Below are 18,886 nucleotides of genomic sequence, written 5' to 3'. Positions count from 1 at the left end.
CCGTTGTATCCCATAAAATATATTTATTATCACTACATACTGGCCAAAATCCAACTGAAAAATTTTTATTTTCAACTGCTTTAATAATCTCTTGTTCTAATTCATTAATTGAATAATTATCTTCCTTTTCCAATTCTATGTAATCATCATTTAATTCATATAAGCGACTTATTAACAATTCAATATCATCGCTTATTCGAGAATCCAATATAAATGCACTTAAATGTATTTCAATATCATTTTCCACATGATTTTTATATTTACTTAAAAATAATTCGATAAAAGAACTATATTGTTCTTTTTCCCCTGGAAAAAAAGTTAAAAAATCCCCCCCCTTATAACGATTTAACGGAAGTTTTTCTATTTTCTTATCATGAAAAAAAGTATCGATTTTTACCACCATGCTTTGAAGAATTTTATCTCCATTTTTAATTCCATAATGTTCATTAATAAATGACAAATTTTTAACCCTGATTAATACTATTGTTTGTTTATTTTTAGAAATTGATTTTTTAAAGAGATTATAAAAATATTCGTGGGTAAATGTATGCGTTATCGTATCGGTAATATTTTCATGGGTACTTTGATAAATCAGGTAAAAAATAAAATAAACCATTATTACTAATAATGCAATAGATAAAATAATCAAAGAAGATATGGATGTATAACTTCGGGTTAAAAGGGCAAAAAAGGTAACTGCACTAAAAAAAAAGATGGGTAACCCCATCCTCAATGCTAATGTAAAACGGTGTTCTCTCTCTTTTTGCTCAGTGTAAGTCATAATTTAAAACGCTTCGGGAGCAAAGCTCCCTTTCGCTACGTTAACACTAGGTTCTCTTCGGCAGAGTGCCCGCGCGCAGTAAACCGCACTTATTCTATTCCACATCATTCTATTCTTAAATATCCAAATGTTTGACGTCTTTAGCGTGCGTTTCGATGTAGTTACGACGCGGTTCAACATCATCACCCATAAATAGATTAAACGATTCACCCGCAGATTCAGAATCCTCAACGGTAATACGAAGTAATACACGATTTTCCGGTGTCATTGTTGTTTCCCAAAGCTGCTCAGGATTCATCTCCCCGAGACCTTTGTAACGTTGAATGTATGAACCTTTTTTAGCATAGTCGGTAATTTGAGTCAATAAATCGAGCAAATCACCCTTTAGAGGTAAATTCCAATCTTGGATTTTTTGATAAATGTAGTTTGCTTCCGCAAAATGAGGTGATGCAAACAGTTCATCATTGACGTGTAGCTCTTCAAGCCCCTCTTTGGTTTGCACAAACAAATGCATATCTTCATCGCTAATACTTTTACTGAGGATATTATTGCCTTGAGCATTCAAAAATACTTCGACTTTTGGATACATATCAGGGAGAGATAATCCGATAACATCAGGGTTTTCGATGAAATAACGGATAAGCTCAACCAGTGCATAACGACGCTCTAGTGCATCGAGAGTACTACGGTAATGATCTACCATTTTAAAGAACGATACGAGATCATTGACACCGACGTTTAGATCTTCCGCTTCCAATGCTTCAATACCGTTTTCGATCAAAAAGGCATTCATAACACGATCATCTTTAAAGTAGATCTCTTTTTTACCTTTTTTATAGCGGTACAATGGCGGTTGTGCCAAATAGAGATAGCCGTTTTCAACGATTTTCGGAAGGTATCGGAAAAAGAAGGTCAATAACAACGTTTGAATATGACTACCATCGACATCGGCATCGGTCATGATGATAATTTTGTGGTAACGGAGTTTGTCTTCATTAAACTCTTCACCGATTCCGCAACCCAATGCGGTAATCATATTCGTGATCTCTTCGGATTTTAGAATTTTGTCCAAACGGGCTTTTTCGACGTTTAGAATCTTACCTTTGAGCGGTAAAATCGCTTGGAAAACACGGTCACGTCCTTGTTTCGCAGAACCACCCGCAGAGTCCCCTTCCACCAAATACAATTCACTGATTGTAGGATCTTTGCTTTGGCAATCAGCAAGTTTACCCGGCAATGTTCCAACCGTCATAGCGTCTTTACGTCGTGTTAGCTCACGCGCTTTTTTCGCCGCTTCACGTCCGCGTGCCGCCATAAGGGCTTTTTGGATGATGGCTTTGGCTTGAATCGGGTTTTCTTCGAAATACTTGGTCAGTTTTTCATAGGTGACTTTTTGAACCAACGGTCGAACATAGGTATTTCCTAGTTTTCCTTTGGTTTGACCCTCAAACTGCGGTTCCGGTACACGAACGGAGACAACACAGATAAGACCCTCTGAAACATCTTCTCCCGATAATGGGATATCTTTTTCTTTGGCATTACCGTTTTGTTTGTTGTAGTTGGAGATAACACGGGTAAGTCCCGCACGGAAACCCGCTTCGTGAGTACCGCCGTTAGGGGTATTAATGTTATTGACGAATGTAAACATTTTTTCGTCGTAACTGTCGTTATACATTACGGCGATATCCATCTCGATATCTTCGATTTTTTCACTGAACGCAAATGGAGTAGCAACCACCACTTTTTTATTCACATCAGTAACAAATTGGCTGATACCACCCTCAAAGTGATAGGTATTGTTCGCACCGTTACGGTCGTCTTTGAAAATGATGGTAATACGTGGATTGAGGTAAGCAAGTTCACGGAAACGTTTTGCCAAATAGTCGTAATCGAAAATGATGGTTTCGGTAAAGATCGAAGGATCGGGGAAAAACTCGATGGTTGTTCCACGTTTACGAGTATTACCCGTTACCGCTAAAGGTTCTTGGGGAATACCGCATTTAAAGTTTTGCTCAAACGATTGTCCTTCACGGAAAATGGTCATTTTCAAATCAGATGAGAGGGCATTAACAACCGAAACCCCTACTCCGTGCAAACCACCTGAAACTTTATAGGTGTCTTTATCGAATTTTCCTCCGGCGTGCAATACGGTCAAAACAACGGTAGCTGCAGAAATACCCTCAGTCGGATGCATATCGGTTGGGATACCGCGACCGTTATCGCTAACCATTGCCGTACCATTTTTGGTCAATGTTACGGTGATTGTATCACAGTGTCCTGCCATCGCTTCGTCGATAGAGTTATCAACGACTTCATAAATTAGATGGTGAAGTCCGCGATGACCTGTGTCACCGATGTACATTCCCGGTCGTTTTCGAACGGCTTCGAGACCTTTTAGGACTTTAATATTACTAGCACCGTAATTTTCCATAATTGCTCCAGCTTTTAAGCGTGTTTAATGCTTTATTTTAGCAAAGTTAAACTAAAAAGAAGGTTTAGCTCTGTCATTCCCGCGAAGGCGGGAATCCAGCTATATATAAATTGGGGATGGATACCCGGGTCAAGCCCGAGTATGACGAAGAAAAGAGATAATTGAAGTTTTAAATAACGATTGGCATAACGATGGTTTTAAAATTTTGATCTTTTAAAACAAAAGGCTGATTCGATTCATTGGCTTCGAGTGTAAATTCTGTTCCGCTGACTTGAGATAAAAAATCCAAAATATATCGGCTGTTGATTGCAAGGATAAAAGGTGTTTCAAATCCGTTTTCAATCTCTATGGCTGTTTTTGCTTCGATATTGTCATCACTTAAACTCTCAAATAAAATAGTGTCACTTTGAAAAGTAAGTTTAAGATCATTGGAAATAGTCGTAATTTGCTTAATAGCAGTCACTATAGTGCTTTTAGGTAAAGTAATGCTACGTTGAGCTTCACGAGGGATAATACGGCTGTAATCAGGGAATTTACCATTAATGAGTTTGGTATAAAATAAAGAGTCTTCAGATTTGATAATGAGATGAGTATTATCATAGTAGATTTCTATGTTATCCGAAAAGAGTTTTTGAATTTCGATAATTGCTTTTTTAGGGACAATAATAGAAAGTTCTGCATCATTTTGACTCTCAATATGAACCAATGCAAGACGGCGTGTATCAGTTGCAACAAAATTAATCTGATTGGATTTTATGTCGATCAACGCACCATTGAGTTCAAATTTAGGGTTATTGGTATCTGCTGCCGGAGTAATTTTTTTGAGTGATTCAATTAAAACATGAGAGTTAATAACTATATTTGGTTTTCCATCTGTTGAGGGAAAAGAAGGAAATTCTGCACTCTTATAAGTGGGAAGTTTAAAATTTGATCTTTTTTGACGAATATGAAGAATCTCTTTATCCAAAGTCAATTGAATTTCTTCATCTTTAAGAATACGAATAATATCCAGAAGTTTTTTACCATTAGCTGTTAACGAACCAGGTTCTTCAACACTAAGAGAATTGGTTTGAATAGTAAGTCCAATTTCATAATCAGTTGCTTTAGCATATAACGTTTTTCCATCTGTAAAAAGAAGTACATGAGAGGTAATTTGAGAGGTGTCTTTTTTTTCTAGAAAAGGTTGAAGATGCAGAAGAATATTTTCTAAAACCGATTTATCAACGGTGATTTTCATAAATGACTCCTAATTATTATTTATAACATTAATTGTAATAGTTAGTAATAAGGGGGTGTGAATGGGTGAAAAAACACCTCAAACTACCCTCTCTCCTGCTTTAAAGATGTGATGAAATGTTTCTTTTTCATTCACATCTATTCACTTGTGTACGAATTATAGCTTTTTTAAAAAGGCTTTACAAACGTAAAATATTATTCAGGGGTTGAAATGGATACTTTATTAGAGAGTTCTTCGACTTTAATCCGAAAATCTTCATCATTTTTCATTAATTCTTGAATTTTTTTCATAGTGTGACTGACGGCTGTATGATCTTTCATACCAAAATATTGAGCAAGTTGCGGCATTGAATTGGGTGTAAGTGAACGAGAGAGATAAATTGCAATACGGCGGGCATACACAATATTACTATTACGACTTTTAGAACGAATTTCACTCGATTTAATATTAAGTTCTTTAGCTACTATATCCATGATGAGATCGATAGTAATATTACTTCGTTTTTCAGCCATTTGTTCTTTGAGCACATTACGAGCAAATTCTATGGTGATATCGACCCCCATTAGTTGTGAATAGGCGTTGAGTTTGGAGAGTATTCCCTCGATTTCACGTGTATTGTTTTCGATAATTGTGGCAACATAGTTGATTACTTCACGATCAAGTTTAACACGGTTAATTTCACATTTTTTCTTGATAATTTCGATTTTAGTTTCGAGCTCCGGAGGTTGTATATCGGCAACTAAACCTGATTCAAAGCGGCTTTTGAGACGCTCTTCAAGTCCACCAATTTTTTTTGGAGGTTTATCAGAGGTAATAATGATCTGCTTATTTTCGTTGCGCAGGGCATCAAACGTATGGAAAAATTCTTCTTGAATTTGGTTTTTATTGCTCAAAAATTGGATATCGTCGATTAGGAGCAAATCGCATTTACGGTATTTGTCTTTGAATCGATCCATTGTGCGATTACTGAGATGGCGAGTAAAGTCGTTGAGAAACTGCTCTACTGAAGTGTAAATGACCGTTTTACCCTGAGCTAGCATGACATTACCAACTGATTGCATCAAATGTGTTTTGCCTAGACCGACACCACCATAAATAAAGAGAGGATTATATACGACACCCGGTTTTTCGCTTACATTTTTGGCGGCAATAAAAGCAAAATTATTGGAATCACCAACAACAAAATTTTGAAACGTATAAGATGGATTAAGTAAAGAACCATTTGGACGTTCTGTATTGAGTGGAGTAATAGCATTTGGTATAGTTGATTGGGTTGATAATGGGAGTAAAATAGATACCGAAGGCTTTACATTGGTTTTAATTTCAAAAAGATGGGCAATTTTATCGGCAAATTTAGTTCGTATCCAATTAGCTATAAGTGCATTTGGGGCACGAAATATGGCTAAATTACTTTTGGATTCATTTTCATCGTAGGAAAGTTGTTTAATATATCGTTGGTAATCGATCTCATTGATTTCCCCTTTAAGTGCATTTAAAACTTGTTTTCCAATCGAGTTCATTTTATCCCTTACCCTGTGAATAGTAATGTGAATAATATCAATATTTGCCTATAATTAGCCTCAAATTAGTGGTGAATAAAATTTATTCACGCTGTGAATAGGTATCAGTATGAATATTTTAGGAATTGATCCGGGGACACGAAACTGTGGATATGCCATAGTAGCGATCGAAGGACAAAAATTACGATTGATTGAAGCGGGTTTAATTAAAATAAAAGCAGAATCTTTACAATATCAAATTCCTCAAGTTGCGGAAGCTATAGAACAATTATTTCATGCACATACAATTGATGAAGTAGCAATGGAAGATATTTTTTATGCGCATAATCCAAAAACTGTTTTAAAACTTGCACAATTTCGTGGAGCTATTACCCTTAAACTTTTACAAGAATATGGTATGTTTGCCGAATATACACCTCTGCAAGTTAAAAAAGCGTTGACAGGAAAAGCTAAAGCGGCAAAAGAACAAGTTGCGTTTATGGTAAAACAAATTTTAGGGATAACAAAAGAGATAAAACCACTGGATATCACTGATGCTATGGCAGTGGCAATTACCCACGCGCAAAGAGTTAAATTAGAGATCAATCAAAAAAACAGAGAGAAAAAATAAATGGGTTTTCTGCCGAAGAAAACATAGTGTTAACGTAGACAAAGGGGCTTTGCTCCTTTGGCGTAATAAAATAAATCGTAAAAGCGACCAACACACCAGGAAGATCGCTAAGTTAAAAGTGTATCTAAAGAGCCTTATATCTTGTTAATAGTTTTTATTTTGACGAGACTTTTAAGAGATTACCTTTCATAATTATCTAAAATTTTTCTGAATATGTCAAAAATCCCTATAATTTTTTTAAAATGTGTAATATTCACACTGTGATTGTATTGTGAATAAGTTATAGATTATTTTGTTCAAAAAGTGTAAAAAATCTTCTTATTTTAAGGAAATATTTATCTAAAAATAGGCTAAAAATATATTTCTTTATATAGTCTTAAAACCCATAAAATAGGGACTTCCACGAAATTTTTTATCTCCATTATCAGGTTCGTTAAAGTTATAAAAAAGTTATTCACATCAAACGATAATTTTTTTCTTTATTTATATTGTAATGACATGGTAATCCAAAGGTAATGACACTGAAATGGAGATTAATTAAGGTTTCGAAAATTGGATACATTATAAATATATGTATTCCCAAAATAAGGGGTTGTTTCATGGTAAGTGCAGAATGGGTTTTACGTAAAGAATATCCAAAAGTTTTTCAATATCCAATGATTATTAGTAAAACGATTGTTGGATTAACACGATTATTGCTTCATGAAAAATCGATAAACCGGTTTATGGAAGAACATCAAGAAAAAACTGGACTGGAATTTGTCAATGCCGTTTTGGAGCATTTAAATGTTTCCTATAAAACGATTCACCGTCAAATCGAGAATATTCCGACGATGGGGAAAGTAATCATCGTTGCCAATCATCCACTTGGAGCGTTAGATGCTTTATGTTTAATTCAGATGGTATGTTCGGTACGACAAGATAAAAAGGTCAAAATTGTTGCCAATAGGATTTTAGGTGAAATTACTCAACTTAAAGAGTTTATGATTGGTGTTGATAATATTAACGATCGTGTTTCTAAACATGCACTTCGTCAAATTGACAATGCTTTACAAGCGGAAGAAGCAGTGATTTTTTTCCCATCAGGTGAAGTTTCACGAGCCGGGTTGTTTGGGATCAAAGAGGGAATGTGGAAAGGGGGATTTATGAAGTTTGCTAAACGTAATGTAACTCCGATCCTCCCAATTTATATCAAGGGAAAAAATTCTCCTTTATTTTATGCCTTATCATGGATATACAAACCATTGGGTGCATTGCTTCTTAGTCATGAAGTATTTGCTGCGCGCAACCATATTTTTGATTTTACGATTGGTGAAATGGTGAGCGAGAAGGCATTTAGTGATTTTAATATTAGCGAAAAAAGTCATGCACGATTATTTCGTAAACATCTTTTACGTGTTGCAAAAGGGAAAAAAGGGATTTATCCGACGGAGTGTTCGATTGCTCATCCGGTATCACGACAGGAGTTGAGGAATGAACTTCGTAAAGGTGAACTTTTAGGAATGACAAATGATAATAAGCATATCTATCTAATTGAGCATGAAAATGCTCTTAATATCATTAACGAAATTGGACGTCTTCGTGAATACTCATTTCGCAAAGTAGGAGAAGGGAGCGGTCACGCACGAGATATTGATGGATATGATCGTTATTATCATCATTTGGTTCTTTGGGATGATGAAGCATTGGAAATTGCCGGAGCGTATCGTATAGGTGAGTGTGAGTGGATTCTCTCATGGCTAGGTAAAGAGGGTCTTTATATGTCTGATTTATGTATCATGAATGATCAATTTGATTCTATACTTGAAGATGCGATTGAGTTGGGTCGTAGTTTTGTTCAGCCAAAATATTGGGGAAGCCGTGCACTGGATTATTTGTGGCAGGGGATTGGTGCATATCTTAGTCATAATCCACAAGTTAAATACATGATGGGTCCTGTGAGTATTTCGGGTAGTTTTCCAAAACATGCACAAAATGCTTTGGTCTATTTTTATACCCTTTATTTTGGTGCAAATCATACAATGGTACGAGCTAAATCTCCCTATAGGCTCTCTGAATACGTCCAAAACGAGTTTAAAACTCTTTTTAGCGGTGAAAATTATACTGAGGATTTTAGAGTACTTAAAGACTATCTCAAGGCATTAGATGTATCTGTTCCGACCCTCTATAAACAGTACAGCGAGTTGTGTGAAGAAGGAGGTGTACAATTTATGGATTTCGGGATTGATACCGATTTTAATAGTTGTATTGATGGATATATTTTGGTTGATATTCGGAAAATCAAAGAGGCAAAACGACAGCGATATATTAATAACGCTGTCTAATTTCATTCTATCTTTTCTTTTTAATAAGAAAAGAAACAAAAGAAAATCGCTCCCTCAATAGAACGCTTCCAATCGCTTTGGCACTTCTGCCAGCGATTGGGCTCTAGGTAAATTTCGGGAGCATAATTAATAAATTTGCATCGCTTCAAAACACTCTTTGACAAAATCTTTTTCCGATTCAATCTTATACACTTCATTCTCATACTCAAATTCGAGTGAATATGCGTGAAGAAGGAGTCGTGTTGATCCCCCTATTCTCACTCTATCCTCAGGTGATAACTCTTTTTTGATGAACCGATTGACATCCTCTTCCTCTGGACCATACACGGGATCACCGATAATCGGATGTTTCACGTGGAACAAATGTACCCGAATTTGATGGGTTCTACCTGTCAATGGAGATGCCTCTACGAGGGTCATATCATGTTCAGGAAAGTATCGAAGTGGTCTGATAATGGTGTGAGCAGGTTTGCCTCTAGGGTCAACTTTGACCACCATGCTGATCAATAGATTGGGATGATCGATTCGAAATAGAGGTTCTTGTATATCGATTATCTCATCTACATGACCTCTAACCATCGCAAGGTATCGCTTGGAAATGAGACGCTCAGAGAATAACTTTTTTAAAACAGACTCGCTTTTTTTATGACGCGAAACTAAAACCAATCCACTCGTCTCTTGATCGATACGGTGCGTCGCGTTAGCATCCACGCCAAACTGATGTTTGATCTCATCATTCAGTGTGTAGGGTGAGAGACGGCTATGGGGATGAACACTTAAACCGCTCGGTTTGTCATAAACCGCAAAGTCGTTAGTGACAAACATCGGTTTGAATCCACGCGATAACGGCTCAAAACAGATGAACTCACAAGAGCCTTCGATGAAGCCGAATTGATCGTCCATAACGACTCCGTTTTGGCTCAATCTCCCTCTGGCAATCAGACGCTGCCCTTCGCTTCGAGAGATCCCTAATTCATCTATTAAAAATGCGAGTGCCATTTGACGTACAGGAGAATGGAGTTTTTTGGTGATGAATGGCATAGGTCTATTTTGCTTTCATCGCATCAAAACATTGAGCTACAAAATCTTCTTTGGAGATAACATGGCAAGGAATCTCATTGTAGGTAAACTCTAATGAATGGGCATGAAGTAAGAGACGTGATGCACCTGTATTGGAAAAGCGTTCTTCGCTGGACATCTCTCGATCTAAAAAGCGGACGGCATCATTTGCATCCTGACCGTAAATCGGATCACCGACAATTGGATGTTCCACGTGGAACAAATGAACCCGTATCTGATGTTGACGTCCCGTATACGGTGAAGCCTCGACGAGGGTGGTATCGGTGTCAGGGAAATACTTCAGAGGAGTGATAAAGGTACGGGAGGGTTTTCCCTCAGGATGAACCCGAACAATCATACGGACGATAGAACTCTCATCTTCACGACGCAATAAAGGCTCTTGTATATCGAGTGGATCTTTGAGATGCCCTTTTACCATAGCAATATACTTCTTGGTAATTTGGCGCTCTTCAAACATCATCTTCAAAGCACGCTCACTTATTTTGTTTCGTGCCGCTAAAACCAAACCGCTCGTTTCCTGATCGATCCGATGGGTGATGTTGGCATCATGACCGAAACGGTGTTTGATCTCATCATTCAGACTATAAGGGGTATGACGATTTTGAGGATGGACGAGGAGACCGCTGGGTTTGTCATAAACGGCAAACTCCTCTTCGATAAACGTAGGTTCTAATCCTAACGTCAAAGGTTCAAACGTGATAAAATCAAAAGACCCTTCGATAAACCCTGCATTGTTTGCCATCACTTCACCCTCTTGTGAAAGACGCCCTTTTGCAATTAAACGTTGTGCTTCACTTTGGGTTATCCCTAACTCTTGCATTAAAAAGCGGAATGCTTTTTGACGAGTCGGTGCATGAAGCTGTTTGGTAACGAAGGGCAATTTAATTCCTTTTTAGGGAGGGTTGGATAGACTTATATATACAGTAGAATATGTCCGTTCGTGGTGAGCTTGTCGAACCATGAACAAACCCTTCGACAAGCTCAGGGTGAACGGATATAAAAAAGTCTAATTTTATTAGCGCATTTTAGCATAGTAAGGAAAGAGATATGGTAGATCGTTACGCCAGAGAAGAGATGAAATCCAAATGGAGTATCCAAGCAAAATATCAAGCGTGGCTCGATGTTGAAAAAGCGGTTGTCGTTGCGTGGAATAAATTGGGTTTGATCCCCGATGAGGATGCAGAGAAGATTGTTAAGAATGCAGGATTCAGTGTTGAGCGTATTGATGAGATCGAAGCGATCACTCGTCATGATTTGATCGCGTTCACCACATCGGTTTCGGAAACTCTCGGAGAAGAGAGTCGCTGGTTCCATTATGGTATGACATCTTCTGATACGGTTGATACGGCTGTTGCATTACAAATGCGTGATTCATTGGCATTGATTATCGAAGATGTCAAAATGGTTATGGCCTCGATTAAAACCAGAGCCGAAGAGCACAAGATGACATTGATGGTGGGACGCTCACATGGTATTCACGGCGAGCCGATTACGTTTGGCTTGGTGTTAGCGGTTTGGTACGATGAGATGGCGCGTCATTTGACAAACTTGGAACAAACGATGGAAGTGATTTGCGTCGGTCAAGTTTCAGGGGCGATGGGTAACTTTGCTCACGCGCCGTTAGAACTCGAAGAGTATACGTGTGAAGCGTTAGGACTCAAATCAGCTCCTGCGTCTAACCAAGTTATCCAACGTGATCGTTATGCGCGTCTCGCTTCGGCGCTCGCATTGATGGCAAGCTCTATCGAGAAATTTGCGGTACAGGTTCGTCACTGGCAACGTACCGAAGTGTATGAGTGTGAAGAGTTTTTCGCTAAAGGGCAAAAAGGCTCAAGTGCAATGCCACACAAGCGTAATCCGATTTTGACCGAAAACATAACTGGGTTAGCACGTATGGTTCGTGCCTATGTTATCCCTGCGATGGAAAACGTGGCGTTATGGCATGAGCGTGATATCTCACACAGCTCAACTGAGCGTTTCTGGTTGCCGGACAGTTTCGTAACCTCTGATTTCATGCTACACCGTTTTAACAGTGTTATCGCTAACCTCGTCGTTTATCCTGAGAACATGATGCGCAATCTCAACCTAACCGGCGGTTTGGTTTTCTCTCAACGTGTTTTACTTGAACTTCCTCTCAAAGGGGTAAGTCGTGAAGATGCGTACCGCATTGTTCAGCGTAACGCGATGAAAGTATGGGAAGGGTTGCAACAAGGGAAAAGTGCTACAAATGAAAAAGGGGAATCTCTTTATCTACAATATCTTTTGGAGGATGAAGAACTTCGTAACTCGCTGAGTGAAGAGGCTATCCGTGAATGTTTCAACTTTGATTACTACACTAAAAACGTTGATAAAATTTTTGCACGGGTGTTTAAATAAAACAGTAAATAATGGTTCATAATTTACTTGGAATTTTATATACAAAAGAGTTTTTAGAGTTGCAAATATTTCTAAAATTTGAGGGTATAATACTCCCTCTTATGTACCTCAAGGAACGTACCGAATGTTAACAATTATTAAGCGTAACGGCCGCCGAGAGGCGCTCGATATTACTAAAATCCAAAAATATACCTCTGCCGCCGTTAAGGGTCTCGTTAACGTATCGCAAAGTGAGTTGGAAGTAGATGCACAAATCCAGTTTCGTGACGGAATCAATAGTAATGAGATTCAGCATACCCTTATTAAAACAGCGGTTGATAAAATCGATATCGATTCCCCCAACTGGACATTTGTCGCATCACGTCTCTTTTTATACGATCTTTATCACCGCGTAAACGGTTTTACCGGCTATGGCTCTTTGCAAAGCTATTTTGAACGGGGTGAAGGTGAAGGACGTATTCTTCTTGGACTCAAAGAGAAATACGATCTAGCGGATTTGGATGCATACATCGTCCCTGATCGCGATTTAGAATTTAACTACCTTGGCGTTAAAACATTGTATGACCGTTATTTGATTAAAGATCGTCAAGGTGATCCGATCGAACTCCCTCAGCATATGTTTATGGCGGTTGCGATGTTCTTGGCGCAAAATGAGTCTGATCGTCAGGGATGGGCGAAAAAGTTTTACGACATGATGTCCAAATTCGAAGTGATGATGGCGACCCCTACCCTCTCCAATGCCCGCACCAATCGTCATCAGCTCAGCTCATGTTATATCGGTTCTGCTCCTGATAATATCGAAGGGATTTTCGATGCCTACAAAGAGATGGCATTGCTCTCTAAATTCGGCGGAGGGATCGGTTGGGACTGGACTCAGGTTCGTGCTATGGGATCTTTCATCGACGGTCATAAAAATGCTGCCGGCGGAACCGTACCGTTTTTGAAAATCACCAACGATATCGCGATTGCCGTTGATCAGCTCGGAACCCGCAAGGGAGCTATCGCAGTTTATTTAGAGCCGTGGCACATGGACGTCAAAGATTTCCTTGATGTGAAGAAAAACTCAGGGGAAGAGCGACGACGTGCCCACGATTTGTTCCCTGCCCTTTGGATCAACGATATATTTATGAAGCGTGTCGTTGAAGACGGCATCTGGACGATGTTCGATCCGTTCGATGTGAAAGAACTCAGTGAGCTTTACGGCGATGATTTTGAGAGACGTTACCTCGAACTCGAACAAGATCCGAGCGTAGTCAAAGAGCATACGAAAGCCAAAGATTTGTGGAAAAAAATCCTCACTTCGTATTTTGAGACAGGAAGTCCGTTCTTGTGTTTCAAAGACAGTGCAAATCGTGCGAACCCGAACGATCATTTCGGGATTATCCGCAGTTCAAACCTGTGTACCGAGATTTTCCAAAATACTCAGCCAAACCACTATTTGATCAAAATTAAATACGAAGACGGAAGCTTTGTCACGTATGAAGAAGACGAGATTGTTAAAGTCGATAGCGGTATCGAAAAAACAGCGAACAAAATCACAGCGCTCGATTCACTCGGCGGACGTCCGATCTACATTGTCGAAAAAGAGAAAGTGGACGGTGCAACGGCGGTATGTAACCTCGCATCGGTTAACCTCTCTCGTGTTCATACGAAAGAGGATATCGATCGTATCGTCCCCGTAGCGATCCGTGCTCTCGATAACGTTATCGATCTGAACTTCTATCCGCTAGAGAAAGTCAAACGGACGAATATGCGCAGCCGTGCAATCGGTTTGGGTGTTATGGGCGAAGCGCAAATGTTGGCTGAAAACAAAATCGTCTGGGGAAGCCAAGAGCATTTCGACAAAGTCGATGAAGTGATGGAGGCAGTGAGCTATAACGCGATTCTCGCTTCCAGCAACCTCGCCGTCGAAAAAGGCTCTTACGCAGAGTACGAAGGTTCTAAATGGAGCCGTGGAATCCTCCCGATGGACCACGCAACCGCAGAGGTACAAAACCTCGTCGATCGCGGCGGATTGTTCGCACCGAATTATGAGTGGGATGAGCTTCGTGAAACGATCAAAAAACAGGGTATGCGTAACGGCTATCTGATGGCGATTGCACCGACCTCTTCTATCTCGATCCTCACGGGGACGACACAAACGATTGAACCGATCTACAAACGTAAATGGTTTGAAGAGAACCTCTCAGGATTGATTCCGGTCGTCGCACCGAAACTCAGCCCTGATACGTGGGGATATTACACTCCTGCATACGATCTCGATCAAACGATCCTCGTTAAAGCGGCGGCTATCCGTCAAAAATGGATCGACCAAGGGCAAAGTCTCAATATCTTTATCACCCTAGATCGTGCCAGCGGTAAATATCTCAACGATATCTATATGCTCGCATGGAAACTGGGTCTCAAATCGACCTACTATCTCCGATCTCAATCGCCGGAACAAAAACAAGATACGGCGGATCGCTCGATGGAGTGTGAAGGGTGCCAGTAAAGCCCCTGAGCGCTTCAACGCTCAAAAACCTAATGGAGCGCATTGATAATGCCGCTCAGGGCGAAATCCGCTCTTTAACTCCTCTCTCCCCTACTTCCATAGAAATTCGTTTTAGTGTTCAGGACATCGCACGCGGTTATGATTGGATCGATGTACTCTTTCGTATCGAGGGGGTAAATGATGCCAAACTCGTGAGTGACAATGTTCTACGTGGTTTGGATATGTCTGAGGGGATAACAGTGGAGCTAACGGCTAACAGCGCTGCGTTAGCGATCGGTAGTTATACCGGACGGTGCGATGAAGCGCCGTTTTATATACTAGGAGCTTCGATCGGCTACGAAGAACTTCCTTTTAGTGGGTAATTGCTAACGTTCGTGGTGAGCTCAAGGAAACATCGCTTCGCGAGCGGTACCCTTGTTTTGTCGAACTATGAACGTTTACCCTTCGACAGGTTCAGGGCGAACGGAATTCAGTAATCCATTCACGCAACTCTCGATCATCGTATACACGCGCTCAAACCCCTCAAATCCCTCAAAAAAGTATGGATCGGGAACATCGGCACCGTTATGCCCAAAATCTCCCAGTTTCACCAAATTTTGACACCCTAGCGCTTTGAGATCACGGTAGTTGCTTTGATCCAATGCAACAATCAGATCAAAGGCACTAAAATCGGTTTTTTTCACCTGACGGGCACGAAGATGCGAAATATCGACAGCGTGATTTTTAGCGACCGTTACGGAGTGCTGACACGGTGCTTCACCCACGTGCCAGCTCCATGTCCCTGCCGAATCGACGGTGACCTCATGACCCCCCTCTTCTATCAGCTTTCTCGCTACCCCCTCAGCGATGGGTGAACGGCAGATATTTCCTAGACAGACGAAGAGGATACTTTTCATGGCATGAGCCTTAAGATTTTTCATATTTTACCAAATATTTGTTTTCAAAGACGAGAGAGTATATATTGACAATAAATATTTTGTCAGATAGAATGACAATAAATATTTTGTCAAGGAACTTGAAATGCAATTATGTGTTGGACAAGTAGCGCGTGCAGAACAATTTTGGGCGAGAGATACGGAGATAAACCGTATTTGGGATTCAGTGGACTCAGGCGGGCACATTTTGATAGCGGCTCCCAGACGTGTTGGAAAAACATCTGTTATGTACAAAATGTACGATGAACCTCGTGAGGGATATGTTGTTGCGTTTGTCGATGTTGAATCGGCAGATAATGAGCATGAATTTTGGCATAAACTCTTCAATACTCTAACTAGTGAAACATTTATCTCTCAAACACACCGTTATACGGCGAAATTGGCAACTTCACTACGCGAATTAGCCGGAAAAGTAAAAAAAGTTTCGACATCGGGAATCGAATTCGGTGATGGAGAAACATTGGATTACGCAGCAGCATTTGAAAAATTTGTAATGGAATTGCAAATAGATAAAAAACTCATCATTATGGTCGATGAGTTTGCTCAAGCGGTAGAGAATATCATTAAATATCAGAGCAAGGAGCGAGCTGAGTCATTTTTACGAACTGCACGGAGCCTACGACAAAATCCTAAAATATTGGAAAAAGTAACGTTTATATATGCAGGTTCCATTGGACTGGAAAGTGTAGTTGCGAGAATCGGCGCAACAAAATCGATTAATGATCTTAACAGCATAAAAATACCTCCTTTGGTATTTGAGGATGCTTTTGCATTCACTCGTGCTTTATGTAAAGAGATAGAAGCGGATGATAAAGCTATTACGTATTTGTTAGAGAAAATTGAGTGGCTGATCCCTTTTTATATCCAGCTAATTATTCAAGAGACAAATAAAGAGATGCTTACCCGTGAAAATGTAGATAGTGCTATTACAGCGGCTTTAGCGCATAAAAATCATTTTGAACATTGGAAAAGCAAGCTGAAAGAGGCATTTGAACCGACAGGCTACAACTTCGCAAAAGAGATTTTGAATGTTATATCTGACAAACATACGATTAAATCATCAGCGATTACGAATCTGATTTCAAAACATAATTTGGATCATGATATAGCTAAAGAGATTCTTCATACTCTCGTGTATGATGGCTATATCAATAACAATGATGACCCAAAAATATACCGTTTTAACTCTCCGATTTTGCGAATGTGGTGGTATAACAATGTCGCTAACTAACTACTCACGCTACAAATACACCCCCGATGAGATGGAAGAGCGTGAGTTCCTATCGCGCTTCGTCGTTCGTACGGACATATTTAATGAAATATTCGAAGATATAAAATTAGCCAACAATACGGTGCCACAACAGCACTACATTATTATCGGTCAGCGGGGGCAGGGAAAAACGACGTTATTGCGAAAGGTGTTGCTTGAGGTGAAAAACTCTCCCGAACTCTCGGAACGTATTTTCCCCGTTAAATTTTCTGAAGAGCAGTATCAAATCCGCTCTCTTAGCCGACTGTGGGAAGAGGTTGCCGATTATCTTCAAAGCATCTATCCCGATAGTTTCCCTGACATACTGGACAAAATGGAAGTGCATTTTGATGATGAAGATTATGAGCTAAAAAGTTTTTCTCTTTTTGAAAACACCGTTATCCAATCGGAGAAAAAATTATTATTGTTGATCGATAATATCGATGAATTGATCGGTAAACTAAGTATCAAAGAACAGAGAAGACTACGGGAGATTTTGCTCAGTTCTTCGTCTATTCGTATCATCGGCGGCTCCACCGATATGCTCGAACAGCACCACAAATACGATAAACCGTTTTACCAGTTTTTCAAGATCATTAAACTGCGCGGGTTCAATGAATCCGAAGCGCACACGTTTCTCCGTGCTATTGCCAAAGAGGATCAAAAAGAGCAAATAGAGACACTCATACGAACCAATCCTGCTCGGATTGAAACTCTCCGACGATTGACGGGGGGAGTGCCGAGAACACTGGTGATGCTCTTTGATATTCTGATGGATGATGGGGGAAATGCCTTTGATGATTTACTTAAAATTCTCGATGAGGTAACACCGCTTTATAAACATCGTATGGATGATTTACCTCCGCAGTTGCAGGAGATTGTCCACACTATCGCGATGAACTGGGATGGGATGTTCACCCGTGAAGTGGCGAAAAAAACCAAACTGGAGAGCAAAGCGATCTCCTCACAGCTCAAACAACTCGAAAAATATGAGATCGTCGAATCCGAATCGATAGGCAAAAATAAAATCTACAAGATAAAAGAGCGTTTTTTTAACATTTGGTATCTGATGCGCTATGGGCGAAAAAAAGACCGACAGCGAGTGGAATGGCTTGTGAAGTTTTTAGTTTCTTGGTACACAAAAGAAGAACTGAATGAACGAGCAGAACAACTAATTAAAGCACTGGGAACAAAAGAAGTAAGTCCAAATCATGCGTTTCACATGACCGAAGCATTAAGTCATGCTGGTATTAATTCAAATATAGAACATAAGCTTAAACTTGTAGTAAATGAATATTTGCAATTAGTGAAATCAAACCTATTTAATGAAATGTCACCATCTGATGTAATGTTGTTAGAAAAAGCAAAACAATTATTCAAAGAGAAGAAATTAGAAAATGCATTAATAGTGCTTCAACAACTCAAAACATATGACTTGAGAATAGAGAAATTAAAAGAAAAACTTGAAGGGGACATCGTAATAATAAAGATGATTCAAGAAATGCATTCATTGCAAGATGAAATGGTAAATGATTATTCGAGTCGTATAGATGAATTAATTGGACTAGTAACAAAACGATATAATGAATCCAAAATACCTGTAATTATACTGGTGTTATCACTACTAAAACTAAAATGTGATTTTTGTCAACAAAGTTATGCAGATTTCACAAAATGGATGGAAATAAAAGAGACAATTGGATTTGACCCACTTACTCAGGAATATTTAAAAGTTTTGATAGCAAAAAGACAATACTACCAAGCTAAAAAATTCTTTGAAATGGAAGAATACCGATTTAAAGACATCTACAAACCGATTTGGTACGCGCTAATGCATCTCATGGGAGAGGAT

The 18,886-nt window shown here is 39.4% G+C and carries 14 protein-coding genes; 7 read left to right on the top strand and 7 right to left on the bottom strand.

Annotation, left to right across the window (positions count from 1 at the left end; translation table 11 throughout):
- The 4 genes from WA010_RS12640 to dnaA form a co-directional block, all read right to left on the bottom strand.
- Positions 1 to 781, bottom strand: a 781-nt coding sequence (locus WA010_RS12640) for a diguanylate cyclase domain-containing protein (protein WP_422557476.1), incomplete at its 3' end; no start/stop codon positions are given.
- Positions 782 to 896: 115 nt separating this feature from the next.
- Entirely contained in the window at positions 897 to 3,212 is a 2,316-nt protein-coding gene (gyrB, locus tag WA010_RS12635) for a DNA topoisomerase (ATP-hydrolyzing) subunit B (RefSeq protein ID WP_422557475.1), read from the bottom strand.
- Positions 3,213 to 3,381: 169 nt separating this feature from the next.
- A complete protein-coding gene (gene dnaN, locus WA010_RS12630) occupies positions 3,382 to 4,449 on the bottom strand; it encodes a DNA polymerase III subunit beta (RefSeq protein ID WP_422557474.1) in 1,068 nt (355 codons plus the stop codon).
- A 194-nt stretch (positions 4,450 to 4,643) separates the two neighbouring features.
- Positions 4,644 to 5,969: a chromosomal replication initiator protein DnaA gene (dnaA, locus tag WA010_RS12625; protein WP_422557473.1), complete on the bottom strand. Its 1,326-nt coding sequence runs from the start codon at positions 5,967 to 5,969 to the stop codon at positions 4,644 to 4,646.
- 109 nt (positions 5,970 to 6,078) lie between these two features.
- On the opposite strand from dnaA, the gene ruvC reads away from it, so the two are divergent.
- Positions 6,079 to 6,579, top strand: a complete 501-nt coding sequence (ruvC, locus tag WA010_RS12620) for a crossover junction endodeoxyribonuclease RuvC (protein WP_422557472.1) — start codon at positions 6,079 to 6,081, stop codon at positions 6,577 to 6,579.
- A 599-nt stretch (positions 6,580 to 7,178) separates the two neighbouring features.
- Positions 7,179 to 8,903: a lysophospholipid acyltransferase family protein gene (locus WA010_RS12615; RefSeq protein ID WP_422557471.1), complete on the top strand. Its 1,725-nt coding sequence runs from the start codon at positions 7,179 to 7,181 to the stop codon at positions 8,901 to 8,903.
- A gap of 126 nt (positions 8,904 to 9,029) precedes the next feature.
- Here the strand turns inward: WA010_RS12615 and WA010_RS12610 are convergent, their stop codons facing one another.
- A complete protein-coding gene (locus WA010_RS12610; RefSeq protein WP_422557470.1) occupies positions 9,030 to 9,944 on the bottom strand; it encodes an RluA family pseudouridine synthase in 915 nt (304 codons plus the stop codon).
- 4 nt (positions 9,945 to 9,948) lie between these two features.
- Complete coding sequence (locus tag WA010_RS12605) at positions 9,949 to 10,863, bottom strand: RluA family pseudouridine synthase (protein ID WP_422557469.1); 915 nt, start codon at positions 10,861 to 10,863, stop codon at positions 9,949 to 9,951.
- Positions 10,864 to 11,030: 167 nt separating this feature from the next.
- On the opposite strand from WA010_RS12605, the gene purB reads away from it, so the two are divergent.
- The 3 genes from purB (at position 11,031) to WA010_RS12590 (ending at position 15,212) form a co-directional block, all read left to right on the top strand.
- Complete coding sequence (gene purB / locus WA010_RS12600; RefSeq protein ID WP_422557468.1) at positions 11,031 to 12,359, top strand: adenylosuccinate lyase; 1,329 nt, start codon at positions 11,031 to 11,033, stop codon at positions 12,357 to 12,359.
- 124 nt (positions 12,360 to 12,483) lie between these two features.
- Positions 12,484 to 14,850: a ribonucleoside-diphosphate reductase subunit alpha gene (locus WA010_RS12595; RefSeq protein WP_422557467.1), complete on the top strand. Its 2,367-nt coding sequence runs from the start codon at positions 12,484 to 12,486 to the stop codon at positions 14,848 to 14,850.
- Complete coding sequence (locus WA010_RS12590) at positions 14,841 to 15,212, top strand: hypothetical protein (protein WP_422557466.1); 372 nt, start codon at positions 14,841 to 14,843, stop codon at positions 15,210 to 15,212. Before WA010_RS12595 ends, WA010_RS12590 begins: the two co-directional genes overlap by 10 nt.
- A gap of 75 nt (positions 15,213 to 15,287) precedes the next feature.
- Here the strand turns inward: WA010_RS12590 and WA010_RS12585 are convergent, their stop codons facing one another.
- Complete coding sequence (locus tag WA010_RS12585; protein ID WP_422557465.1) at positions 15,288 to 15,746, bottom strand: low molecular weight protein-tyrosine-phosphatase; 459 nt, start codon at positions 15,744 to 15,746, stop codon at positions 15,288 to 15,290.
- Positions 15,747 to 15,870: 124 nt separating this feature from the next.
- Between WA010_RS12585 and WA010_RS12580 the strand changes: the two genes are divergently transcribed.
- On the top strand, positions 15,871 to 17,016 hold the full coding sequence (locus WA010_RS12580; RefSeq protein WP_422557464.1) for an ATP-binding protein: 1,146 nt from the start codon (positions 15,871 to 15,873) through the stop codon (positions 17,014 to 17,016).
- On the top strand, positions 17,003 to 18,886 hold a 1,884-nt coding region (locus tag WA010_RS12575; RefSeq protein WP_422557463.1), incomplete at its 3' end, for an NACHT domain-containing protein. The genes WA010_RS12580 and WA010_RS12575, both read left to right, overlap by 14 nt.

This window comes from Sulfuricurvum sp., from assembly GCF_049305995.1.
GTDB lineage: Bacteria > Campylobacterota > Campylobacteria > Campylobacterales > Sulfurimonadaceae > Sulfuricurvum.
The sequence above is the reverse complement of the archived record's forward strand: the minus strand, read 5'-3'. Positions and strand labels throughout refer to the sequence as shown.

Excerpts from the sequence above, each read along its gene's own strand:
- gyrB (WP_422557475.1), bottom strand. The coding sequence starts at position 3,212 with ATGGAAAATTACGGTGCTAGTAATATTAAAGTCCTAAAAGGTCTCGAA.
- dnaN (WP_422557474.1), bottom strand. The coding sequence starts at position 4,449 with ATGAAAATCACCGTTGATAAATCGGTTTTAGAAAATATTCTTCTGCAT.
- dnaA (WP_422557473.1), bottom strand. The coding sequence starts at position 5,969 with ATGAACTCGATTGGAAAACAAGTTTTAAATGCACTTAAAGGGGAAATC.
- ruvC (WP_422557472.1), top strand. The coding sequence starts at position 6,079 with ATGAATATTTTAGGAATTGATCCGGGGACACGAAACTGTGGATATGCC.
- WA010_RS12615 (WP_422557471.1), top strand. The coding sequence starts at position 7,179 with ATGGTAAGTGCAGAATGGGTTTTACGTAAAGAATATCCAAAAGTTTTT.
- WA010_RS12610 (WP_422557470.1), bottom strand. The coding sequence starts at position 9,944 with ATGCCATTCATCACCAAAAAACTCCATTCTCCTGTACGTCAAATGGCA.
- purB (WP_422557468.1), top strand. The coding sequence starts at position 11,031 with ATGGTAGATCGTTACGCCAGAGAAGAGATGAAATCCAAATGGAGTATC.
- WA010_RS12595 (WP_422557467.1), top strand. The coding sequence starts at position 12,484 with ATGTTAACAATTATTAAGCGTAACGGCCGCCGAGAGGCGCTCGATATT.
- WA010_RS12585 (WP_422557465.1), bottom strand. The coding sequence starts at position 15,746 with ATGAAAAGTATCCTCTTCGTCTGTCTAGGAAATATCTGCCGTTCACCC.
- WA010_RS12580 (WP_422557464.1), top strand. The coding sequence starts at position 15,871 with ATGCAATTATGTGTTGGACAAGTAGCGCGTGCAGAACAATTTTGGGCG.